The organism is Nocardia sp. bgisy118 (assembly GCF_057708605.1).
Genome location: NZ_JBYISM010000003.1, coordinates 224,807 through 247,303 on the forward strand (window position 1 = coordinate 224,807; position 22,497 = coordinate 247,303).

Genomic DNA, 22,497 nt, shown 5'->3' on the forward strand with positions numbered 1-22,497 from the left:
CCCTGGTCCGACGACTACACAAGCCGTAGGGTCGGGCGTGGCGCAAGCCGCGCGGACGTCCGGCGGCCAGGGGAAGCCCATCCGTGATCCCGATACGAAGTGAAGGTGCGAAATTGATACGTCGACACACCCGGCGCCGTGGCACGCGTGGCGCGGCGATGATCGCGACCGCTGCGGTGTTCGCGGGACTCGTGTCCGGACTCGGCGCATCCTCGGCTACGGCTGACCCGATCATCGAATCGAACGCGCTGCTGGCGAACCCGACCTCCTCCGACGGGTCGAAGATCGTCAAGGCGGAGGTCAAGGACTCCCGCACCATCCGGCTGCACGTGTACTCGGCCGCCATGGACGAGAACGTCCTCATCGACGTGCAGCGTCCGGCCGACGCGTCGGTGCCGCGGCCGACCCTGTACCTGCTCAACGGCGCGGGCGGCGGCGAGGACGACGCCTCGTGGGTGGCCCGCTCGGAAGCGCTGGAGTTCTTGAAAGACAAGAACGTCAACGTGATCCAGCCGATCGGCGGCAAGTGGAGCTACTACACCGACTGGATCGAGGACGACCCGACGCTGGGCCGCAACAAGTGGACGACGTTCTTCACCGAGGAGCTGCCGCCGCTGGTCGACGGCGCGCTCGGCACCAACGGCGTGAACGCCATCGCGGGCCTGTCCACCTCGGGCACCACCGTGCTCGCGCTGCCGATCGCCAAGCCCGGCCTGTACAAGGCGGCGGCGGCCTACAGCGGCTGCGCGCAGACCAGTGACCCGGTGGGCTCGGAGTTCGTGAAGCTCACGGTCGAGACCTGGGGCGGCGGCGACACCGCGAACATGTGGGGCCCGCCGGGCTCGGAGGCGTGGGTCAAGAACGACCCGTACGTGAACGCCGAGGGTCTGCGCGGTCTCGAGCTCTACATCTCCACCGGCACCGGTCTTCCCGGTCAGTACGACACGCTGAACGGCGAGTACGCGCTGCCCGGCGCCTACGGTCTGGCCAACCAGATCCTGATCGGCGGCGTCATCGAGGCGGGCACCAACTACTGCACGCACAACCTGCAGAACCGCCTGAACGAGCTCGGCATCCCGGCGACCTTCAACTTCCGCCCGGACGGCACCCACTCGTGGGGCTACTGGAACGACGAGTTCCCGCGCTCGTGGCCGGTCCTGGCCAAGGGCCTCGGTCTCTGAGCCTGCCCGATTCTCCCTCGACCGCCCCGGTCACACGCTCGGTGTGACCGGGGCGGTCGATTTTTTGCAGGGCGAGCAAACGGGAAAGTTCGGTAACCCGTAAAATTCTGTTCCGTGAGCACCACCCTGGCGGATCCGCCCCGATCGACCGGTCGGGCGCGTTCGCTGGTCGCGCTGCTCGGCCCCGCCTTCGTCGCCGCCATCGCCTACGTCGACCCGGGCAATGTGGCGTCCAACGTCAGCGCGGGCGCGCAGTTCGGGTACCTGCTGGTGTGGGTGATCGTCATGGCGAACGTCATGGCCGGGCTGGTGCAGTTCCTCTCCGCCAAGCTCGGTTTGGTCACCGGGATGTCGCTGCCCGAGGCGGTGCGTGCGCGCGCGAGCCGTCCGGTGCGCCTCGCCTACTGGGGACAGGCCGAGACCGTCGCCATGGCGACCGATCTGGCCGAGGTGGTCGGCGGCGCGATCGCGCTGAACCTGTTGTTCGGGCTGCCGCTCGTGGTCGGCGGAGTGATCACCGGCGTGGTGTCCATGTGCCTGCTCGTGGTGCAGGACCGGCGCGGTCAGCGGCCCTTCGAACGGGTGATCATCGGCATGCTCGCGATCGTCGCGGTCGGCTTCCTCGCCTCCGTCGTGATCGCGCCGCCATCGGTGCCCGGAGCGATCGGGGGGCTGACCCCGCGCTTCGACGGCGCCGAGAGCGTGCTGCTCGCCGCCGCCATGATCGGCGCGACCGTGATGCCGCACGCGGTCTACCTGCACTCCGGCCTGGCCAGGGACCGCCACGGACACCCAGCGCCCGGACCACTCCGGGTTCGCCTGCTGCGGGCCACGCGGCTCGACGTCGTCCTGGCGATGCTGCTCGCGGGCACGGTGAACCTGGCCATGTTGCTGATGGCCGCGAATACGCTGCGCGGCAAGGAAGTCGACTCCATCGAGAGCGCGCACGCCGCGGTCGGCGACGCGCTCGGCCCGGCCGCGGCGCTGCTGCTCGCGGTCGGCCTGCTCGCCTCCGGGCTGGCCTCCACTTCGGTCGGCGCGTACGCGGGCGCGATGATCATGCAGGGTCTGCTGCGCCGCACGATTCCGCTGCTGCTGCGCCGGTCGATCACCCTCGTCCCGGCGATCGTCATCCTGGCCGCGGGCTTCGACCCGACCCGCGCGCTGATCGTCTCGCAGGTGGTGCTGTCCTTCGGCATTCCGTTCGCGCTGATCCCGTTGGTGCGTTTCACCAGTGACCGCGGGCTGATGGGCGCCGACGTCAACCATCGGGTGACGACCGGGCTGGCCTGGCTGGTCGCGCTGATCATCAGCTCGCTCAATGTCGCGCTGATCTACCTGACCGTGACGGGCGGGTAGCTCGGCGGTCTACCGCTCGAGGCGCGCCGACCGTCGGCGTGGTGATCGGCGCGACCGATGCGCAGGGGGCAGCGGTCGACCACGCCGACGATCGGGCGCGTGCCGATCACACCCAGTTCTCGATCCAGTACTTCCAGATCAGCGGGGCGTACGCGGCCAGCGGCGGCACCTTGATATCGGTGCCAGCGAGCGCGGCGCCGGCGCGGGCGGCGTCGAACCGGCAGGTGAACTCGCTGTGCTCGAGCACGTCCATCGGGACGCCGACGCGCGGCAACATCCACTTGGCGCCCGGCACCCGCAGCACCATGTTCATGGCGCGCTTGGGCATCACCTCCACCAGGTGCGGCGAGCCCGCCTCGTCGGCGAACAGATTCAGCGCCTCGACCGCGCTCATCCGGCGCGGATCGACCAGGTGGTAGGTGCTCGACGCCGGGCCGGGGCGGTGGGCGATGTGGTCGAGCGCCCGCGCCACGAAATCCACCGGGACCATGTTGGTTTCACCGAGCTTGGGCACCAGCACCGGAAGGATGCGCGGCAGCTGGGCCGCCATCCGCAGCAGCCGGAAGAAGTAGTAGGGACCGTCGATGCGGTCGATCTCGCCGGTCCGGGAATGGCCGATGACAATGGACGGGCGATAGATCCGCCAGTCGAGTCCCGAGTCCCTGACGATGCGTTCGGCCTCGAACTTGGCCTGCTGCAAGGGAGTTGTCAGCGTCTGTCCGTGGTCGAACATGTCCTCGGTGAACACGCCCTCGTAGGAGCCCGCCACCTCGACGGTCGACATGTGGTGCAGCAGACCGGCTTCCAGCGCCTCCGCGGCGTCCACGACGTTGCGGGTGCCCGCGCCGTGTTCGGTCAGGTCGTAGCTCGCGGCTAGGTGAAAGACATGGTCGATGGCGCCGCGCTGCTGTGCCAGCCAGTTGCTGTCGATGCCGAGGCCCGGCGCGCCGAGGTCGCCGCGGACCGGACGCACCCGGTCGCCCGCGTCCCATTCCCTGGCGCAGCAGGCGAACCGGTCGGCCGATTGCTGACCGGGCCGGACCAGCACGTGGATGTCCGCATCGCGCTCGAGCAGCTGTGGGATCAGGAAACGACCGATGAACCCAGTTGCTCCGGTAACCAGGTAAGCCATAGCCGATCAACATAGTCGCCCGGGCCGCGCGGTTTGTGCCCGGGATCACACTGCGGCGGGCCGGGTGGTGTTCGCGGGTCCGAGCTACCGGTTGGCGACCCGCGAACGACCGGTCCGGCGCACTTCGTTGTGCCCCGGATTCCTCCGGCGTCGCGGGATCGCCGCGCCGCCGAGGAGACTCAGTCCGCGAAGACCGGCTTGCGCTTGGTCAGCATCGCGGTGGCGCCTTCGCGGAAATCGGGGGAGCCGAGCAGCTCGGTCTGGCCGGACTTCTCGGCCGCCAGCGCCCCGTCGAGGGCGATCAGGGTGGCCTGGTTGAGCGCCTTCTTGGTGAGCTCCAGCGCGCGGCGCGGGCCCGCGGCGATCTTGGCGACCGCGGCCTCCACCGCTGCGTCGAGCTCGTCGTCGGGCAGCACGGCCGTGAACAGTCCGGCGCTCTTCGCGGCAGGGGCGGGCAGCCGCTCGCCGAGCAGCGCCATCTCCGCGGCCAGCGGGCGTCCGGCCGCGGCGGCGACCAGCGCGGCCGCACCGCCGTCGGGCATCAGGCCGATGTTGATGAACGCCAGCAGCAGGTAGGAGTCCTCGCTCGCGTACACCAGGTCGGCGGCCAGCGCGATGCCGACGCCGACGCCCGCGGCCGCGCCCTTGATCCGGGCCACGACCGGAACCGGCGCGTCCACGATGGCTTTCACCAGCCGGTTGGCCGCGTCCATCACCAGGTCCGCGGTGATGCCGCGCTGCGCCTCGCCGGGGGACGCGGCCAGATCCGCGCCGGTGCAGAAGTCGCCGCCCTCGCCGGTCAGTACGATCGCGCGCACCGATCGGTTCTCGGCGGCCGTCAGGAACGTGTCGCCCAGCGCGACCATCGTGTCGTAATCGATGGCGTTCTTGCGCTTGGGTTTGGTGAGGGTGATACGCAGTACCTTGCCGTCCTGTACCGCGGCGAAGCCAGCGGTGGCCGCCGCGGTGGGTGCGGAATCGGCATTGCTCATTTTTCGCTCCTGGTCTGCGATTCGGCGGACGCCGGACCATGAATGGTGGTTAACTTTGCGAATTGTGGTTAACTTAGGTGGACTTGTCCGGCGCTGTCAACCAGGCGGCGCCGTCCCAGAACGGAGAGGTGCATGGTCGCGGAACACGGCGAGGTAGACCTCGCGCCCGCGCGGCCCGAACCGAGCGGGGGCAGGACGGGCCAGGAGAACGCCGGGGTACGCCGTCGCCCCAAAGACCGCAAGGCCCAGATCATCCGGGCCGCCGCGCGCGCCTTCAGCGAGCGCGGGTACTACCCTGTCGGCGTCGACGAAATCGCCGCCGATGTGGGCATTTCCGGGCCCGCGCTGTACCGGCATTTCGCGAACAAGTACGCGCTGCTGGTCGCCGCCGCCGAGGAGGGCGCGCGCCACCTGCTCACCGTCGCGCGCAACGCCGACGATCCCGGGCTCGACCCCGAACCGCGGCTCGAGCGCCTGATCAAGGCGCTCGCCGAGCACACCATCGACATCCGGCGCGAGGCGGGGCTCTACCGGTGGGAGCGCCGCTACCTGGAACGCGAAGATCGGATCCGGATCCGCAAGATCTACGACGATCTGAACGCCACCCTCGCCGCGCCCATCGCCGAGCTGCGCCCGGACGCGTCCGAGGCCGACCTGCGGGTGTTCGCCGCCTCGGTGCTCAGCGTGGTGGCCAGCATCTCCGCGCACCGCACGGCGCTCTCCGGCGCCCGGCTGCTTCCGCTGTTGCGCGAGATGTGCTGGTCGGTCCTGCGAGCCGAACTGCCGCCCGCTCCCGCGCAGCCCGAGCAGGGGCCGGCGGCGCGCGGCCTTCCGGTCACCTCCAAGCGCGAGCAGCTGCTCGCCGAGGCCATCCGCATCTTCGGGCGGCAGGGCTATCACGAGGCCAGCATCGAGGAGATCGGCGCCGCGGTCGGGATCAACGCCTCCAGCGTCTACCGGTACTTCAGCAGCAAGTCCGATCTGCTCGCCGCCGCCTTCCATCGCACCGGCGACCGGGTCTCGGTCGCCATGACCGACGCGCTCGCCGAGGCGACGAACCGGCCGGACGCGGTGCGCCTGATCGCCGCGCGCTACGCCAGGCTGACCTTCGCCACCCCGGAGATCATGCCGGTCTACTACGCCGAGTTCAGCAACCTGCCGCAGGCCGAACAGCACAAGCTGCGCGCCATCCAGCGCCAGAACGTCCTGGAATGGGCCAACCTGCTCGACGGCGACCCCGTCGAGGCCCGCTTCCGCGTGCACGCCGCGATCGGACAGGTCATCGACGTCGGCAGGCTCACCCGCTTCGACTCCCGTCCGGCTCAGCTCGCCCGCGTGACGGCGCTGATGGAAGCGGTCATGCTCGGCTCAGCCCGGGCGACCGTGGCGTAGTCGGAACATCGCCTTGGCCATGCGGAGATGGCGGGGATGCCGGTCGAAGGTGGCCAGGTTCATCGGCGCGCGGTAGCGCTTGCGTGCGACGGCGAGCGTTCTGCTGAACTCGCGCAGTCCGTGCTCGCCGTGGCTGTGGCCCTGGCCGTATTCGCCGACGCCGCCGACGGGCAGCGCGGGGATGCCGAGATGGGCGGTGGTCGAATTGATCGTCACCACTCCCGCCCGCAGCGTCTCGGCGAAGGACTCCACGCTGTGTACGTCCCTGGTGAACACCGAGACAGCGACGCCGTTTCCGGTGGCATTGATGCGCTTCGCGGCCTCCTCGATATTCGCCACCCGGTTGACGATCAGCACCGGCCCGATCGCCTCGCCGGTGATCGCGATGCTCTCCTCCGGCACCTCGGCGAGCACGATCGGCTCGACGTAGGGCTCGCGGATCGAATCCAGTCCGCCGACCACCGCGCGCCCGCCCCTGGCGAGCGCGTCGCGCACTTGCTTGCGCACCACGTCGACCTGGGGCTCCAAGATCATCGGCCCGTAGGAGGCGCGCTTGTCCGCGCCGGGGCGCAGCCTGCGGGCATCCGCGGCCACCAAGTCGAGGAAGTTGTCGTACACCGAATCCGCGACGTAGGCGCGCTGCACGCCGGAGGGGTTCTGGCCCGCGTTGGCCATCGCCCCGAACACCGCGGCCTCGGCCGCGTCCTCGAGTTTCGCGTCGACGTGCACCACCATCGCGCCCTTGCCGCCGCGCTCGACCACCACCGGCGTCATGGTCTGGGCGCACAGCGAGATCACCTCCCGCGCGCCCGCTTCCGAGCCCGAGTAGGCGATCTTGTCCAGCTTGGCCCGGCACAGCGCGGCCGCCGTGGCGCCGTCCCCGGTCACCACCTGAAGCACCGGCTGGCTCGGGGCAAGCTCGGCCCAGCTCTCGGCCAGCCACACCCCGACGCCGGTGGTCAGCTCGTGCGGCTTGAACACCACCGCATTGCCCGCCGCCATGGCGTAGGCGATCGAACTCATCGGCGTGAAGACCGGGTTGTTCCACGGCCCGAGCACCCCGACGACGCCGAGCGGCAGATAACCCACCGAGGCCCGCTGGTTGCGGCTCAGCCAGCTCGAGCCGAGCCTGCGCCGCCGCAGCGCGCGAGAGGCGTTGCGCGCGGCCCAATCCAGATTCTCGACCGCGAGCATCACCTCGCCCGCTGCGTCCGCCGCGGGTTTTCCGGTCTCCTCCGAGACCAGCTCGACCAATTCGCTTGCCCGCCTTGCGATGCTGCGCTTCCAGTCCAGCAGCCAGCGTCTGCGGCCACCGAAACCCAAATTGGCCCACCATCTTTCGGCGGTGCGCGCGGCGCGGACAGTGCGATTCAGCTCGCCCGCCCCCATCACGGCGTAATTTCCGACCACCTCTCCGGTACGCGGATCCTGGGATATCAGCACGTTCGATCGGCCCGATCCTCCCGGATGCGCCGCCAAGCGTGGCTGCGCGGACTCGGCCATGGTTACCTCTTCGCAGTCTCGACCCGCCGTGCCCCCACCCGAATCGAGCCGACCCCTGACGGACCGGCTCCCAGCGCGGTCCCGCCACAGACGAGTGAGTGCGTGTATGCCCCCGTTTAGCAGACTATGGTCGGCGTCCCCGGCCGACAAGGCTGCGCCGCCGCCCCTGCGCTGCCCTTGCCACGCCTCGACCAGGATCGATCCAGCGCGACGCGGATCACAGGCAGCGAATGTGATCAATCCCACATTTATCCCGCTCCAGGTTTGGGTACGGACTGGTCGTCGGTCCAGGACGCGAGATGCCGGTAACATCACGCCCGGCGGCAGGGATCACCACCCCGACGTACTTCAGTGCGTCCGGCGATCGGATCGCCGCCCCGGCCCGATAGTGGAGAGTTGATGCCGAGCTTGAACCCAGCAGAATCGCCGGCGCGCCAGCCAGATTCGACCCAGCGCGATCCAGCGGTCCGCGTCGAGGACGTCCGCAAGTCGTTCGGCGACGTGCACGCACTGCAAGGGATCAGCTTCACCGTCGAGAAGGCGAGTGTGCTCGGCATTCTCGGCCCCAACGGCGCGGGCAAGACCACCACGGTCAAGATCCTGTCCACGTTGCTGCGCCCGGACTCGGGCACCGCCGTCGTCGCGGGCCACGACGTGTGCGAGGACCCGGCGGGGGTGCGGCGCTCGATCATGATGACCGGCCAGTACGCCGCGCTGGACGAGAACCTGTCCGGCCGCGAGAACCTCGAACTGTTCGGCAGGCTGATGGGCTTGGGCAGGTCCGCGGCACGCAAGCGCGCCGACACCCTGCTCGAGGAGTTCGACCTGGTGAGCGCGGGCAAGCGCGCGGTGCGCAATTACTCCGGCGGCATGCGCCGCCGCGTCGACATCGCCTGCGGTCTGGTCGTGCGCCCCGAGGTGGTGTTCCTCGACGAGCCGACCACCGGTCTGGATCCGCGCAGCCGCCAAGGCGTCTGGGATCTGGTGAACGTGCTCAAGGACCAGGGCATCACGGTGCTGTTGACCACGCAGTACCTCGAGGAAGCCGACGTGCTCAGCGACAACATCATCGTCATCGACAAGGGCACGGTGATCGCCGAAGGCACCGCCGAGGAACTCAAGGAGAAGACCGGCGGCAGCTACTGCGAGGTGGTCCCGCTCGACCCGAAGAAGGTGCTGACCGCCGCGTACGCGCTGGGCGATCTGGTGCCCGCCGCCGTCACCGCCGAACTCGACGGCGCCGACCGGCTCTCCTTCCCGGCTCCGAACGGCGCGACCACACTGTCGGAGGCGCTCCGCAGGCTCGACAGCGCGGGTGTCGCGCTGGCCGACATCGCGTTGCGCAGGCCCTCGCTCGACGACGTCTTCCTTTCCCTCACCGGCCACACGGGCGGTCACTCGTGACCGCCAGCGCCACCGAACCGGCCACCACCGAGGCGGCCGAACTCTTCGCCGAGCTACCAGTCGCCCGTCCGTCCTCGTTCGCGCAGTGGCAGGCGCTGACCGGGCGCGTGGTGAAGACCATGGCCACCAAGGGCGAGCTGATCGTCGCCTTCGTGACGCCGCTGGTGTTCACCCTCGGCTTCTATCTGCCGCTGCGCTTCGTCATGAAGCTCCAGGGCATCGACTACGCGCAGTTCGTCATGCCGATCATCGTGTTGCAGACCATGGCGTTCACCATGCTGTCCAACGCGCAGCTCGCCGCGTTCGAGGCGATGACCGGCCTGAGCACCCGCCTCCAGACCATGCCGATCGGCACCTTGGTACCGCTCACCTCGCGGATCTGCGCGGGCCTGGTCCGTTCGGTCACCTCGCTGACCGGCGCGCTGCTCTTCGGGTACATGATCGGTTTCGAGTTCAGCGCCGGGTTCGGCCAGGCCGTGCTGTTCTGCGCGTTCTCGCTGGCCATCGGCACCGTGCTCGCGATCGGCGCGGACGGTCTCGGCAGCCTCACCAAGAGCCCGGAGCAGCTCAGCCAGGCGCTCACCCTGCCGACGCTGATCTTCGGCATGCTGTCCTGCGGGTTCGTGCCGGAGAGCAGCTTCCCGGAGTGGATCCAGCCGTTCGTGCGCAACCAGCCCATCTCGCAGTTCTCCTTCGCGCTGCGCGACATGGCGGGCGACGGGGTGAGCTGGGGCGTGTTGTGGGTGCCGCTGGCGTGGCTGATCGGGTTGACGGTGGTGTTCACGCCGTTCGCGGTGTGGGCGAGTGTGAGGCGGTCATGAACGTGCAGACGACGGAGTCCGAGGAGAAGGGCGCGGAATTCGCGCCGCTGCCGACCGTGGCCGCGCGCTCGGAGCACGCGATCGGCACCTGGGCGCAGCACAGCCTGTTGCAGTGCAAGCGACTGCTGATCGGCTGGATGCGCGATCCCGCCACCACCATCCAGACGCTGATCTATCCGGCGCTCACCCTGCTGATGTTCGACGTCGTGCTCGGCGGGACGATCACCAGGAACACCGGCATGGACGCCATCTACGGCCAGGTTCCGCTGATCACTCTGGTGGCGGCCATGTCCGGCGCGGTGGTGAGCGCGCTCGGTTTCAAGGTGGAGAAGGCCACCGGCCTGCTGAGCCGGTTCTGGACCATGCCGATGAACCGCGCGGCGAGCCTGTCGGGACGGTTGCTCGCCGAGGCGGTGCGCGTGCTGATCACGACGCTGTTCGTGATCCTGGTCGGCATGGCGCTCGGCTTCCGCTTCAACCAGGGACCGCTGGCGGCGCTGGCGCTGATCGGCATCCCGGTGCTGTTCGGCATCGGTTTCGCGGTGCTGTGCACGGCGCTCGCGACGCTCACCGAGGGCGTGCTGCTGGTCAGCCTGATCACGATCGTGAACACGCTGCTGATGTTCTTCAACACCGGATTCGTCCCGGTGTTCGCCTACCCGACCTGGCTGCAAGACGTGGTCGGCAACCAGCCGATGAGCACCGCCATCGACGCGATGCGCGGGCTCTCCGCGGGCGGTCCGGTCGCGGAGCCGCTGCTGAAGACGATCGCCTGGACCGTCGGCCTGATCGTCGTGTTCGCCTGGCCGGCGGTTCGCGGTTACCGCAGGGCGGCCGAAACCGCCTGATCGGCAATCGGCTCGGCGGGTCGACGTGGATCGTCGGCCCGCCGTCCTGTTTCGCGCGACCCGTGATGCGCGGACCGAGGGCTCGGCCGTTGTCCGATCCCGCGGCTACTCGATCTCGGTGGTCATCGGCTCGCGCGGCCGACTGAACTCGTAACCGGCCCAGCGGTTGCGGTTCGTCCAGCCGACCAGGTCGTAGCGCCAGCGGAACGGCCAGGTGTGCGCGACGGTGTTGAACAGCACCGCGCCCAGCGCGGCGTAGTCGTCGTGCGCGGAAAGCAGCGCGCGCTGCCCGCGCTCGGATTCGGTGAAGAAGGCTTCGAACATCGCGATCGACTGCTCGGTGGTCAGCCTGCCGAGGCCCCACAGTCCGCGCATGCGCATCCAATAGACCAGCCGCGCCCGCCACGGCCACAGCGCGTCGATAGGGTCGCGGCCGGTGCGCAGCGCGTCGACCGCCGTGTCGACCAAGGCGAGCGAATCCGCCACGCTGTAGCCGGTACACGGGTGCATCATGCCGCCGCGCGATCCGAACGGAACCGCCCGCGCGACGCCCTTCTTCGGCGGCGGCTGGTCGATCGGATAGTGGGCGGCCTCGTTGGGTTCCTCGCCGGTGAGCCGAATGCCATGGGCGGCAAGCCGATTCAATGTCCGCTTGCGCAGCTCGTGTTGCGGCATGCCGCCGCGCAGGCCGAGGCTGGTCTCCTCGAAGATCACCGTGCCGTCCCCGACCGGGACCGCGTAGAGGAACGACGGCGGCTCGTCCGGGCCCGCGCCGTTCTCCGGCCGCCAGTCCAGCAGCAGCCCCTCGCCTGCGCTGACCATCGGCGCCGCGGTCTCCTCGTCGACGAAGATGCCGTGCGCGCTGGCCGCCCTGCGCTGCCCGAGCGTGGGCAGGCCGCGGGTGTCGAACACCGTGGCGGCCTGCAATACCGTGCCGTCGGCCAGTTCGACCTCGTGCGCGTCGACGCGGGTGGCGCGCCCGGCGATCACCTCCGCGTCGTCGAGAGACAGCGCGTCGTGCAGACCCTGCTTGGACAGCACGCAGTAGGGACGGCGAATACGGTGCTCGGTCTTCGTCCACACCGTCGGCGCCTCGATGCGCGATCCGATCGCGCCGGGCGGCAGCCACTCCGGCAGCTCGTCGGCCCAGCAGGAAAAAGTGGGCGGCCAGAGCCGCTGCGGCCGCGGGTCGATCGCGATCACCCGCAACCCCGCCCGCATCGCCCGATGGGCCAGCGCCCGTCCGGTCGGGCCGAGCCCGACGACGCACAGATCGGCCGCCGGGACCGCACCGTCACTCATATCCGCATTCAATCCGCTGCTGTCACCCCGGTGCAACCAACCACGGGCCTCTGGTGTCCAAGTCCACTAACGCGGCGTGACCCAGGTGGTGATGTCGGCGTGGACGACCTCGAGGCCGTGCTTGTCGTAGATCGACACCGGCACCACCAGGTCCCGGCCCTCGGTGATCTGCGTGAAGTCCGGGATCTCCGGCAGCTTCGCTACCGCGCGCAATCCGGTCTCGGCCTTGGCCAGGTACTGCACGTTCATCGCCTTGGGAATCCAGCGGTGCGTGGTCGGCACCGTGGCCTCGCTGAGCATGCCCATGGCGACCTCGGCCAGATTGCACGCCGCGATGGCGTGGAAGGTGCCCAGGTGGTTGTGGATGCCGAACCACTTCGGCGAGGTCACCTCGCACAGTCCCGGCTCCAGCCGCACGACGCTGGGCAGCACCGTGCCGAAGTACGGCACCCTGGCCACCATGCCCAGCGAGAACAGCGCATGTCCCAGCCGGTTGTCCGGCAGCTTCTTCCACCCGCGCAGCGTTGCGGTCTCTTTCGTCATACCGCTATCTTACTCAAAAGTAAGTTCTGTACTCCATGGGCTCTCCGCGGAGTCTTCGCACACCTCGCAGGGGCTGTAACCTCTGCGTGGCGTGCGAAAGACCTGCGAAGTCGGCCCCCTCGCGGGGGTGATCGGGGCGACACCGGGGGCGATTTGAAGTGGGTTGGGGGTCTCGGGCATACTGTTCGGGTTGCCTTGCGCGGGGTCGTGGCTGTTTCCCAGTGAGACGGGTCGTGACCGGCGAGGCGAGCAGTACCCACTTGTGTGCTTCACCGAGTTTCGGTGTGAGCACGTCCGGGACGTTGTTCCGAGCCTGAGATGAAGTTTTCGATCCGGGCCGAGGAATAAGCGGTAGGGCGACACGCCCGACCGCGTGGACCGGAGAACCATGACAGATGAACAGCGGCGAGGATCGGGCGTGCCCGGTCGCGGTCTCCACTGAGCCGGATCTTGCCCGAGCGGGAGCCCTGCGGTTACGCAAGCTTCCCCCTCCGGGCCTGACCCACTCGAGCTGGGACGTCTTCGTGTGTTCGGGCTGTGCAAATGAGGGTGGTGCGGAAGCCCGGCTTCCGGATCACGAAGGAAAGCGGAGAAAAGGACACTTAGCGTGGCGGGACAAAAGATCCGCATCAGGCTCAAGGCCTATGACCACGAGGCGATCGACGCGTCTGCGCGCAAGATCGTGGAGACGGTGACCCGCACCGGGGCCCGTGTCGTGGGCCCGGTGCCGTTGCCGACCGAGAAGAACGTGTACTGCGTCATCCGTTCGCCGCACAAGTACAAGGACTCGCGCGAACACTTCGAGATGCGTACGCACAAGCGCCTCATCGACATCCTCGACCCGACGCCGAAGACGGTCGACGCGCTCATGCGCATCGATCTGCCGGCCAGCGTCGACGTCAACATTCAGTGACGGGGACTCGAGACATGACTGACAACAAGAACCGGCCCGCGGCCGGCATCCTGGGCACCAAGCTCGGCATGACCCAGGTCTTCGACGAGAAGAACCGCGTCGTTCCGGTCACCGTCATCAAGGCGGGCCCGAACGTGGTCACCCAGATCCGCACGGTGGAGCGCGACGGCTACAGCGCCGTCCAGGTCGCCTTCGGCGCCATCGACCCCCGCAAGGTGAACAAGCCGGTCTCCGGCCAGTTCGCCAAGGCGGGCGTCACCCCGCGCCGCCACGTCGCCGAGATCCGGGTCGAGGACGCGTCCACCTTCGAGGTCGGCCAGGAGATCAGCGCCGACGTGTTCGAAGAGGGCAGCTACGTCGACGTCACCGGCACCAGCAAGGGCAAGGGTTTCGCGGGCACCATGAAGCGCCACGGCTTCCGTGGTCAGGGTGCCTCGCACGGTGCGCAGGCCGTGCACCGCCGCCCGGGTTCCATCGGTGGCTGCGCCACCCCCGGCCGCGTGTTCAAGGGCATGCGCATGTCGGGTCGGATGGGTAACGACCGCGTCACCACCCAGAACCTGTCGGTTCACAAGGTGGACGCCGAGAACGGCCTGCTCCTGATCAAGGGTGCGATCCCGGGTCGCAAGGGCGGCGTCGTGATCGTCAAGAGCGCCGTGAAGGGTGGTGCGCACGCATGACCAGCCTCGAGAAGAAGGCCAACCTGACGCTGCCGGTCAAAGAGATCGGTGGCAAGACCAACGGCACCGTCGAGCTCCCCGCGGAGATCTTCGACGTGACCGCCAACATCGCGCTGATGCACCAGGTGGTCGTCGCGCAGCTGGCCGCGGCCCGTCAGGGCACCCACGCGACCAAGACTCGCGGCGAGGTCTCCGGTGGTGGCAAGAAGCCGTACCGCCAGAAGGGCACCGGTCGCGCCCGCCAGGGTTCGACCCGCGCGCCGCAGTTCGCGGGCGGTGGCACCGTGCACGGCCCGCAGCCGCGCGACTACAGCCAGCGCACCCCGAAGAAGATGAAGGCCGCCGCCCTGCGTGGCGCCCTGTCGGACCGGGCCCGCAACGAGCGCATCCACGTGATCACCGAACTGGTCGCGGGTCAGTCCCCGTCGACCAAGACCGCCAAGAGCTTCCTGGCCGAGCTGTCGGACCGCAAGAAGTTCCTGGTCGTCGTCGGCCGCGAGGACATCGCCGCGTGGAAGAGCGTGGCGAACCTGCAGAACGTGCAGCCGATCGCCCCGGATCAGCTCAACACCTACGACGTCCTCAACAGCGACGACGTGGTGTTCAGCGTCGAGGCCCTGAACGCTTTCGTTCACGGTCCCGCCGAGGCGGCACAGGAGGAGAGCAAGTGACCACCATCGCCGACCCCCGCGACATCCTGCTGGCGCCGGTCATCTCGGAGAAGTCCTACGGACTGATCGAGGAAGGCACCTACACCTTCCTGGTGCACCCGGACTCCAACAAGACGCAGATCAAGATCGCCGTCGAGAAGGTCTTCGGTGTGAAGGTCACCAGCGTCAACACCGCCAACCGTCAGGGCAAGCGCAAGCGGACCCGCTTCGGTTACGGCAAGCGCAAGAACACCAAGCGTGCGCTCGTGACCATCTCGGCCGACAGCAAGCCCATCGAGATCTTCGGAGGCCCGGTCGCGTAAGCGAGCGGGAATCCAGAAAGTAGAGAAGAACTCATGGCAATTCGCAAGTACAAGCCGACTACCCCCGGTAGGCGCGGGTCGTCCGTCTCCGACTTCGCCGAGATCACCCGGTCCACCCCGGAGAAGTCGCTGCTGCGTCCGCTGACCAAGACCGGCGGTCGTAACGCGCACGGCCGCATCACCACTCGCCACCGCGGTGGCGGGCACAAGCGGGCCTACCGTCTGATCGACTTCCGTCGCCTGGACAAGGACGGCATCCCGGCCAAGGTCGCGCACATCGAGTACGACCCGAACCGGACCGCCAACATCGCGCTGCTCCACTACGTGGACGGCGAGAAGCGCTACATCATCGCGCCGAAGGGTATCCAGCAGGGCACCCCGATCGAGTCCGGCCCGACGGCCGACATCAAGCCGGGCAACAACCTGCCGCTGCGCAACATCCCGACCGGTACCACCATCCACGCGGTGGAGCTGCGTCCGGGCGGCGGCGCCAAGCTGGCCCGTTCCGCGGGCATGAGCATCCAGCTGCTCGGTAAGGAAGGCCCCTACGCCACGCTGCGTATGCCCTCCGGCGAAATCCGTCGCGTCGACGTGCGCTGCCGCGCCACCGTCGGCGAGGTCGGCAACGCCGAGCAGTCGAACATCAACTGGGGCAAGGCAGGCCGCATGCGCTGGAAGGGCCGTCGCCCCACGGTCCGTGGTGTCGTCATGAACCCCGTCGACCACCCGCACGGTGGTGGTGAGGGCAAGACCTCCGGTGGTCGCCACCCGGTCTCGCCGTGGGGTCAGCCGGAAGGCCGCACCCGCAAGCCCAACCGTCCGAGCGACAAGCTCATCGTCCGCCGTCGCAAGACCGGCAAGAAGCGCTGAAGGAGGAGGTAAGAAATGCCACGCAGCCTCAAGAAGGGCCCGTTCGTCGACGACCACCTCCTCGCGAAGGTGGACGTGCAGAACGAGAAGGGCACGAAGCAGGTCATCAAGACCTGGTCGCGTCGTTCGACCATCATCCCGGATTTCATCGGGCACACCTTTGCGGTGCACGACGGCCGCAAGCACGTCCCCGTGTTCGTCTCGGAGTCCATGGTCGGGCACAAGCTCGGTGAGTTCGCGCCGACCAGGACGTTCAAGAGCCACGTCAAGGAAGACCGGAAGAGCAAGCGGCGATGACGACTGAGACTCAGAACCCCACTGCCCGGGCGACCGCCAAGCACGTGCGCGTCACCCCGATGAAGGCTCGTCGTGTCGTGGACCTGGTCCGCGGCAAGCGGGTCGAGGACGCTCTCGCGATCCTGAAGTTCGCGCCGCAGGCCGCGAGCGAGCCGGTCGCCAAGGTCGTCGCCAGCGCCGCGGCCAACGCCGAGAACAACCTCGGCCTGAACCCGGCCACGCTGGTCATCTCGACGGCGTACGTCGACGAGGGCGCCACCATGAAGCGTTTCCAGCCGCGCGCCCAGGGCCGCGCGTTCCGGATCCGCAAGCGCACCAGCCACATCACCATCGAGGTCGAGAGCGTGCCCACCGCCGGTGCTGCTCGCAGCCGCCGGAAGGGAGGGGCAAAGTAAATGGGACAGAAGATCAACCCCCATGGCTTCCGCCTCGGTATCACCACCGACTGGAAGTCGCGTTGGTACGCGGACAAGCAGTACGCGGACTACGTGAAGGAAGACGTCGCCATCCGTCGGCTGCTGGCCAACGGCATGGAGCGGGCGGGCATCTCGAAGGTCGAGATCGAGCGCACCCGTGACCGCGTGCGTGTGGACATCCACACCGCGCGTCCGGGCATCGTGATCGGCCGCCGCGGCGCGGAAGCCGACCGCATCCGTGCCGAGCTGGAGAAGCTCACCGGTAAGCAGGTTCAGCTGAACATCCTCGAGGTCAAGAACCCCGAGTCGGACGCGCAGCTGGTTGCCCAGGGTGTGGCCGAGCAGCTGTCCAACCGTGTGGCGTTCCGTCGCGCGATGCGCAAGGCCATCCAGTCGGCCATGCGTTCGCCGAACGTCAAGGGCATCCGTGTGCAGTGCTCGGGCCGCCTCGGCGGCGCCGAAATGTCGCGCTCGGAGTTCTACCGTGAGGGTCGGGTGCCGCTGCACACGCTGCGCGCCGACATCGACTACGGCCTCTACGAGGCCAAGACCACCTTCGGTCGCATCGGCGTGAAGGTCTGGATCTACAAGGGCGACATCGTCGGTGGCAAGCGTGAGCTGACCGCCGCGAGCGCTCCGGCGGGCGATCGCGATCGTCCGCGCCGGGAGCGGCCGAGCCGCCCGCGTCGGTCCGGTTCCACCGGCACCACTGCGACCGGCAGCACCGAGGCCGGGCGCTCCGCCGCCACTGCGGTGGCTGACGCCCCGGCAGAGAAGCAGGAGGGCTGACGCATGCTGATGCCTCGCAAGGTCAAGCACCGCAAGCAGCACCACCCGAGCCGTTCGGGCATGGCCAAGGGCGGTACGTCGGTGGCCTTCGGTGACTTCGGTATCCAGGCGCTCGAGCCTGCCTACGTCACCAACCGGCAGATCGAGTCGGCGCGTATCGCGATGACTCGCCACATCCGCCGTGGCGGCAAGATCTGGATCAACATCTACCCGGATCGCCCGCTGACCAAGAAGCCTGCCGAGACCCGCATGGGTTCCGGTAAGGGTTCGCCGGAGTGGTGGGTCGCGAACGTCAAGCCCGGCCGCGTGATGTTCGAAATGTCGTACCCGAACGAGGAGATCGCTCGCGAGGCGCTGCGCCGCGCGATGCACAAGCTCCCGATGAAGTGCAGGATCGTGACCAGGGAGGAGCAGTTCTGATGGCAACTGGTACACCGGCCGCAGAGCTCCGCGAGCTCACCGAAGAGGAACTCGTCTCCCGCCTGCGTGAGTCGAAGGAAGAGCTGTTCAACCTGCGCTTCCAGATGGCGACGGGTCAGCTGGACAACAACCGTCGTCTGCGCGTCGTTCGTCACGAGATTGCGCGCATCTACACGGTCATGCGTGAGCGTGAGCTCGGTCTGGCCACCGGACCCGCAGGTAAGGGAGATGCGGCATGAGCGAGAACACCACTCAGGAGCGCGGCCGTCGTAAGGTGCGGATCGGCTACGTCGTCTCGGACAAGATGAACAAGACGATCGTGGTCGAGCTGGAGGACCGGGTGAAGCACCCGCTCTACGGCAAGATCATCCGTACCACCTCGAAGGTCAAGGCCCACGACGAGAACGAGATCGCCGGCATCGGCGACCGCGTTCAGCTGATGGAGACCCGCCCGCTGTCGGCCACCAAGCGCTGGCGTCTGGTCGAGGTCCTGGAGAAGGCGAAGTAATTCCCCGCTCCGCGGCTTGAATCTCGAAGGCCCGCTTCCCCGTTCGGGAAGCGGGCCTTCGCCGTCTTCGGGATAGGATGATCACACCGAAGCGAGGTGGTTGGGGTGACCGACGTCGAGGACGGGCTGGCGCGCCCGCGACTTGCGGCAGGTGCGCTGTTCGCGCGCGGTGAGCGGATATTGCTGGTGCACAAGATCTATGGCAATGGGTGGGATCTGCCGGGCGGGCTCGTCGAGGACGGGGAGTCGCCCGCGGCGGCATGTCGTCGGGAGGTGCGCGAGGAGTTGGGGATCGATCGGACGCCCGGTCGGTTGCTCGTCCACGACTGGGCGCCGTACCCGGGGGAAGGGGACAAGATCCTGTACGTGTTCGACGGCGGGGAGTTGGGCGCCGACGAAAAGGCGATCGAGCTTCAGGCCGAGGAGCTGGACGACTGGCGCTGGGTCGGGCTCGACACGCTCGACGACTACGTCGTTCCCCGGCTGGCCCGCCGCGTACGCCATGCGCACATTGCCAAGTGTGCCGGGCGCACCCGCTATTTGGAGCACGGCGAGCTGGTAGCGAACGCGAACTAGCGGGGCACTGCTGGGTCTGCCGGGGCACCAGGAACTCGGGGCCGTATTCCGAAGGTCGGATGCGCCGGGCTCGGATGTCATTCCGCGGGTTGAGGTGGTGGTGTTCCCCGCCGGAACCTGCCAGAAGGCTGATTACCGCGGGTAACGTACTCGGTGATCGGCCGTTGCGTCGAGTGGCGAGTCGGCCGGTGGATATCGGACCGCGCCGGACGTGGGGCCGAACCAGTTCGGAGGGGTGCGATGGGATCGGAGCGGGTGTCGCGAGCGGAGTTGCGGGAGCAACTGGTGCGCAGCGGAATCGCCGGGGAAGTGGCGACGCCGCGGGAGGGGAATCTGCGGCATTACGGGCGGATGGTGGCCAAAGATCCGCGGTATCAGTTCGGATTGCGCCTGCGCGATTGGTCGTTCGACGAGACGCTGGCGATGATGGCGCGGCTGTGCGGTGTCGATCCGAATCCGGAACACACCCACGGCGTCGACACCATCGATCCGGATCTCACGCTCGACGCGCTCGACGCGATGGGGGAGCGCATCGGCGCCGCGGCGGCCGAGGGTGCGACGGTGCTGCTGGCGACCGGACATCCGGCGACGCTGCTCGGCGTGTACCGCGCGATCGAGGATGCGCTGCGCGCCGCCGGGTGCGCCGTGCTCACGCCCGCGGCGGGCTGGTCGTACGAATCCCGGCTCTGGGAGCCGGCCCCGCATCGCGAAATCGCTTATGCCTCAGGCGTCGCCGCACTGATCGGCACCGACGGACGGTGGCGGCACACGCACGATCCCGAGCCGATGCGGGCCGCGCTCGCGAGTCTGGACGGCGAACTCCCACGCCTGGTCGTCGCCGATCACGGCTGGGCGGGCGCGGCGGGGGAAGCGGGCATCGACACCGTCGGCTTCGCCGACTGCAACGATCCGGCGCTCTTCGCCGGTCTCGACGAGGGCAAGATCGCGGTCACCGTCCCCCTCGACGACGGCCTCGACCCCCACGTCTACGAGCCGCTCACCGCGTACCTCCTGCACCGCGCGCAACTCACCAAGCCACCACGCCGCCTGAGTTAGCCACCATTTCACTCTGCTCGTTCGCCTATCGCGGCCGATAGCGGCGCTCTTGCGCTATACGTATACATCTACTTATAGTGTGTCGAGACAGAGTGCGGGTGAACGCGCACGACGTCATCCACAACCGCACAGCGCCCGACTACGACGGACCGAATGAGGGCCCGCCGCTAGTTTATGCATGCCTGTATGCGCATTCACGAATGAAAGCGGGGAAATCATGACCAACCATCAGCAGCACGGACCCTCCCAAGACCTCGACAGCTGAGCCGATCCAGGCCAACGAAAGGACCTTCATGTTCGGCCGACTCGGGCGTCTCGTCGTCCACCACCCGTGGAAGGTGATCGGCGTGTGGCTGATCGCCGCCATCGCGCTGGTGGCTTCCGCCCCGGAATTCACCTCGACCACCGACCAATCCCGCTTCCTGCCCTCGCATTACGAGTCGATCAAGGCGATGGAGTTGCAGGAGAAGGCATTTCCGCAGAATTCCCCGCCCGCGGCGCTGATCGTCTTCGCCCGCGAGGACGGCGCCGCGCTCACCGAGAACGACTCGGCAGCGGTGGCCGCCGCCGCCACGGCGCTCGGCGGTGAGAACATCGAGGGCGTCACCGGAATTCAGGCGACGCCGCCCTCGGACAACCGGCTGATCCAGGTCATCGCGGTGCAGATGACCAAGGTCACCAGCGCCTCCGACAAGACCCAGGGCGACGCGGTGAAGAGCCTGCGCGACAGCCTGAAAGAGCAGGTGCGCGACACCGATCTGAAGGCGGGCATCACCGGCGCCGCCGCGCAGACGCTCGACCAGACCGAGTCCGGCGAGCGGGGCTTGGCCATCGTCGGCGCGGCGACGATCGTGCTGATCTTGGCGCTGCTTCTGATCATCTTTCGCAGTCCGGTGATCGCGCTGCTTCCCGTGGTGGTGATCGGCGGTGTCTCCAGCATGGTGGGCAGCCTGATCGCCATGGCGGCCAACGCCTTCGATCTGGAGATGGACGCCTCGGTCAACTCCATCCTGGTGGTCGTGCTGTTCGGCGTCGGCACCGACTACATCCTGTTCCTGATGTTCCGGTACCGGGAACGACTGCGCGCGGGCGAGGATCCCAAGACCGCGATGGTCAGCGCCGTCACTCGTGTCGGCGAGGCCATCACCTCGGCGGCGGGCGCGGTGATCATCGCCTTCATGGCGCTGACGCTCTCCAGCCTGGGCATGTTCCGTGCGCTCGGGCCCGCGCTGGCGATCGCGGTCGCGGTGGCGCTGGTGGCGGGACTCACCTTGGTGCCCGCGATCGTCTCCCTGCTCGGCACCAAGGTGTTCTGGCCGTCCAAGGCGTGGCGGGTGGAGCCGAAGGGCGCGCGGTTCGCCGCGATCGGCAGGGCGATGGGTAAGCGGCCCGGCGTCTTCGCCGTCGTCTCCGGTGGTGTGCTGGTGGCGTTGAGCGTCTTCGCCGTCGGGTTCAACCCCACCTTCGATCTCGGCTCGGGCTCGACCTCCGACGCCTCCGAATCCGTGGTCTACAACAAGGAATTGCTGAAGGGCATGCCTGCGGGCGCGACCCAGCCGTCGGACGTGCTGCTGCACGCGCCGGACGGGCAGTTGACTCCCGATCAGTTGCAGGGCTACCGGGCGGCGCTCGCCCAGGTGCCCGGGGTGGGCGCGGTCGGCGGACCGATGGTGTCGGCCGACGGAACCATCGCGAACTTCCAGGTGACCCTCGCCGACGCGCCGGAATCCGATGCCGCGCTGGACACGGTCCGCGGACCGTTGCGCACGGCGGCGCACGACGCGGCGCCCGCGGGCGCGACGGTGGCGGTCGGCGGCATCACCGCGGTGTTCGTCGACTTCCAGGACGCCATGAACCGCGACTACGCGATCGTGTTCCCGGTGGCGGCGATCCTGATCATGCTCGTGCTCGCCCTGCTGCTGCGCAGCCTGGTCGCGCCGTGGTACCTGATGGCCTCGGTCTTCCTCGGCTTCGCCGCGACCCTGGGTGCCACGGTGCTGGTCTTCCAGCACATCCAGGGCGCTTCCGGCCTGATCTTCACGCTGCCGGTGATCATGTACCTGTTCGTCGTCGCACTCGGCACCGACTACAACATCCTGATGATCGCCCGATTGCGCGAGGAAACCCGGGAGGGCCGCGACCCGCGCGAGGCGGCGGCGCTGAGCGTCCGCCACACCGGCCCGACGGTCGCCGCGGCGGGCGTCATCCTGGCGGGCACCTTCGCCTCGATGATGCTGGCGGGCAACAGCACGCTCTCCCAGATGGGCTTCGCGATCTCGGTCGGCATCGGCATCGCCGCCTTCGTCATGGCGATGTTCTTCACCCCGGCGATCACCGCCCTCCTCGGTCATCGCGCCTGGTGGCCGGGGCACGGTGATCGCGCACCGAAGTCGGCCGAAAGTGGTTCTAGCGAAGTGGATTACGCGCGTGCCACGTACTGACGCGAAGTCCGCTGACGCCGGGCGAGTGGAGGCGGCGCGTGGTAGGTCTGCCGCCGGGGGCTGGCAGAGCTGAACCGTGAT

At 68.4% G+C, this 22,497-nt stretch carries 25 protein-coding genes; 20 read left to right on the plus strand and 5 right to left on the minus strand.

The annotated features are described in order from the left end of the window. The first annotated feature begins 158 nt into the window (after window positions 1-158). A complete protein-coding gene (locus tag AC3EO7_RS05180; protein ID WP_435590569.1) occupies window positions 159-1,181 on the plus strand; it encodes an alpha/beta hydrolase in 1,023 nt (340 codons plus the stop codon). A gap of 114 nt (window positions 1,182-1,295) precedes the next feature. After that, window positions 1,296-2,540 (plus strand): Nramp family divalent metal transporter, encoded by a 1,245-nt coding sequence (locus AC3EO7_RS05185; RefSeq protein ID WP_435590570.1) that lies wholly within the window; start codon window positions 1,296-1,298, stop codon window positions 2,538-2,540. A 106-nt stretch (window positions 2,541-2,646) separates the two neighbouring features. Here AC3EO7_RS05185 and AC3EO7_RS05190 read toward each other — a convergent pair whose 3' ends face one another. Further along, window positions 2,647-3,672, minus strand: coding sequence for an SDR family oxidoreductase (locus AC3EO7_RS05190; protein WP_431963948.1), 1,026 nt, complete (start codon window positions 3,670-3,672; stop codon window positions 2,647-2,649). Between the two features lie 179 nt (window positions 3,673-3,851). Then, complete coding sequence (locus AC3EO7_RS05195) at window positions 3,852-4,664, minus strand: enoyl-CoA hydratase (protein ID WP_431963950.1); 813 nt, start codon at window positions 4,662-4,664, stop codon at window positions 3,852-3,854. Between the two features lie 132 nt (window positions 4,665-4,796). Here AC3EO7_RS05195 and AC3EO7_RS05200 point away from each other — a divergent pair, with 132 nt between their 5' ends. Then, window positions 4,797-6,056, plus strand: a complete 1,260-nt coding sequence (locus AC3EO7_RS05200; protein ID WP_431963952.1) for a TetR/AcrR family transcriptional regulator — start codon at window positions 4,797-4,799, stop codon at window positions 6,054-6,056. Here the strand turns inward: AC3EO7_RS05200 and AC3EO7_RS05205 are convergent. Continuing rightward, window positions 6,033-7,559 (minus strand): aldehyde dehydrogenase family protein, encoded by a 1,527-nt coding sequence (locus AC3EO7_RS05205; protein WP_435590571.1) that lies wholly within the window; start codon window positions 7,557-7,559, stop codon window positions 6,033-6,035. The genes AC3EO7_RS05200 and AC3EO7_RS05205 overlap by 24 nt on opposite strands. A gap of 399 nt (window positions 7,560-7,958) precedes the next feature. Between AC3EO7_RS05205 and AC3EO7_RS05210 the strand changes: the two genes are divergently transcribed. Genes AC3EO7_RS05210 through AC3EO7_RS05220 form a run of 3 tightly spaced genes read left to right on the plus strand, consistent with a single transcriptional unit; the run spans window position 7,959 to window position 10,632 of the window. Beyond that, window positions 7,959-8,963 (plus strand): ATP-binding cassette domain-containing protein, encoded by a 1,005-nt coding sequence (locus AC3EO7_RS05210; protein WP_431963956.1) that lies wholly within the window; start codon window positions 7,959-7,961, stop codon window positions 8,961-8,963. Continuing rightward, a complete protein-coding gene (locus AC3EO7_RS05215; protein ID WP_431963958.1) occupies window positions 8,960-9,784 on the plus strand; it encodes an ABC transporter permease in 825 nt (274 codons plus the stop codon). Before AC3EO7_RS05210 ends, AC3EO7_RS05215 begins: the two co-directional genes overlap by 4 nt. Further along, complete coding sequence (locus AC3EO7_RS05220) at window positions 9,781-10,632, plus strand: ABC transporter permease (protein WP_431963960.1); 852 nt, start codon at window positions 9,781-9,783, stop codon at window positions 10,630-10,632. The genes AC3EO7_RS05215 and AC3EO7_RS05220 overlap by 4 nt, the downstream gene beginning before the upstream one ends. Window positions 10,633-10,737: 105 nt before the next feature. Here AC3EO7_RS05220 and AC3EO7_RS05225 read toward each other — a convergent pair whose 3' ends face one another. Further along, window positions 10,738-11,934 carry a lycopene cyclase family protein gene (locus AC3EO7_RS05225; protein WP_431963962.1) on the minus strand — a complete coding sequence of 399 codons (1,197 nt, stop codon included), beginning with the start codon at window positions 11,932-11,934 and terminating at the stop codon, window positions 10,738-10,740. 66 nt (window positions 11,935-12,000) lie between these two features. Continuing rightward, window positions 12,001-12,477, minus strand: a complete 477-nt coding sequence (locus AC3EO7_RS05230) for a hotdog fold domain-containing protein (RefSeq protein WP_431963964.1) — start codon at window positions 12,475-12,477, stop codon at window positions 12,001-12,003. 607 nt (window positions 12,478-13,084) lie between these two features. Here AC3EO7_RS05230 and rpsJ point away from each other — a divergent pair. The 14 genes from rpsJ (at window position 13,085) to AC3EO7_RS05300 (ending at window position 22,416) form a co-directional block, all read left to right on the plus strand. Next, on the plus strand, window positions 13,085-13,390 hold the full coding sequence (gene rpsJ, locus AC3EO7_RS05235; RefSeq protein ID WP_003938093.1) for a 30S ribosomal protein S10: 306 nt from the start codon (window positions 13,085-13,087) through the stop codon (window positions 13,388-13,390). Window positions 13,391-13,404: 14 nt separating this feature from the next. Further along, window positions 13,405-14,070: a 50S ribosomal protein L3 gene (rplC, locus tag AC3EO7_RS05240; protein WP_431963966.1), complete on the plus strand. Its 666-nt coding sequence runs from the start codon at window positions 13,405-13,407 to the stop codon at window positions 14,068-14,070. After that, window positions 14,067-14,741 (plus strand): 50S ribosomal protein L4, encoded by a 675-nt coding sequence (gene rplD / locus AC3EO7_RS05245; protein WP_431963968.1) that lies wholly within the window; start codon window positions 14,067-14,069, stop codon window positions 14,739-14,741. Before rplC ends, rplD begins: the two co-directional genes overlap by 4 nt. Continuing rightward, window positions 14,738-15,043, plus strand: a complete 306-nt coding sequence (rplW, locus tag AC3EO7_RS05250; RefSeq protein ID WP_011207266.1) for a 50S ribosomal protein L23 — start codon at window positions 14,738-14,740, stop codon at window positions 15,041-15,043. The genes rplD and rplW overlap by 4 nt, the downstream gene beginning before the upstream one ends. Window positions 15,044-15,076: 33 nt before the next feature. Then, window positions 15,077-15,913 carry a 50S ribosomal protein L2 gene (gene rplB, locus AC3EO7_RS05255; protein WP_067785345.1) on the plus strand — a complete coding sequence of 279 codons (837 nt, stop codon included), beginning with the start codon at window positions 15,077-15,079 and terminating at the stop codon, window positions 15,911-15,913. 15 nt (window positions 15,914-15,928) lie between these two features. Further along, entirely contained in the window at window positions 15,929-16,210 is a 282-nt protein-coding gene (rpsS, locus tag AC3EO7_RS05260) for a 30S ribosomal protein S19 (protein WP_067785343.1), read from the plus strand. Beyond that, window positions 16,207-16,605 carry a 50S ribosomal protein L22 gene (gene rplV / locus AC3EO7_RS05265; RefSeq protein ID WP_062983231.1) on the plus strand — a complete coding sequence of 133 codons (399 nt, stop codon included), beginning with the start codon at window positions 16,207-16,209 and terminating at the stop codon, window positions 16,603-16,605. The genes rpsS and rplV overlap by 4 nt, the downstream gene beginning before the upstream one ends. Beyond that, window positions 16,606-17,415 (plus strand): 30S ribosomal protein S3, encoded by an 810-nt coding sequence (rpsC, locus tag AC3EO7_RS05270; protein WP_431963971.1) that lies wholly within the window; start codon window positions 16,606-16,608, stop codon window positions 17,413-17,415. 3 nt (window positions 17,416-17,418) lie between these two features. Then, complete coding sequence (gene rplP / locus AC3EO7_RS05275; RefSeq protein WP_067785334.1) at window positions 17,419-17,835, plus strand: 50S ribosomal protein L16; 417 nt, start codon at window positions 17,419-17,421, stop codon at window positions 17,833-17,835. Continuing rightward, complete coding sequence (gene rpmC / locus AC3EO7_RS05280; protein ID WP_011207272.1) at window positions 17,835-18,074, plus strand: 50S ribosomal protein L29; 240 nt, start codon at window positions 17,835-17,837, stop codon at window positions 18,072-18,074. The genes rplP and rpmC overlap by 1 nt, the downstream gene beginning before the upstream one ends. Beyond that, window positions 18,071-18,343: a 30S ribosomal protein S17 gene (gene rpsQ, locus AC3EO7_RS05285; protein ID WP_431963973.1), complete on the plus strand. Its 273-nt coding sequence runs from the start codon at window positions 18,071-18,073 to the stop codon at window positions 18,341-18,343. Before rpmC ends, rpsQ begins: the two co-directional genes overlap by 4 nt. Window positions 18,344-18,448: 105 nt before the next feature. After that, the gene (locus tag AC3EO7_RS05290) at window positions 18,449-18,919 is read left to right on the plus strand and encodes an NUDIX domain-containing protein (RefSeq protein ID WP_435590572.1); all 471 of its coding nucleotides are present in this window, start codon (window positions 18,449-18,451) and stop codon (window positions 18,917-18,919) included. Window positions 18,920-19,159: 240 nt separating this feature from the next. After that, window positions 19,160-19,975, plus strand: a complete 816-nt coding sequence (locus tag AC3EO7_RS05295) for a phosphatase (RefSeq protein WP_431963977.1) — start codon at window positions 19,160-19,162, stop codon at window positions 19,973-19,975. A gap of 293 nt (window positions 19,976-20,268) precedes the next feature. Further along, window positions 20,269-22,416 (plus strand): MMPL family transporter, encoded by a 2,148-nt coding sequence (locus AC3EO7_RS05300; RefSeq protein WP_435590573.1) that lies wholly within the window; start codon window positions 20,269-20,271, stop codon window positions 22,414-22,416. Window positions 22,417-22,497: the final 81 nt, after the last annotated feature.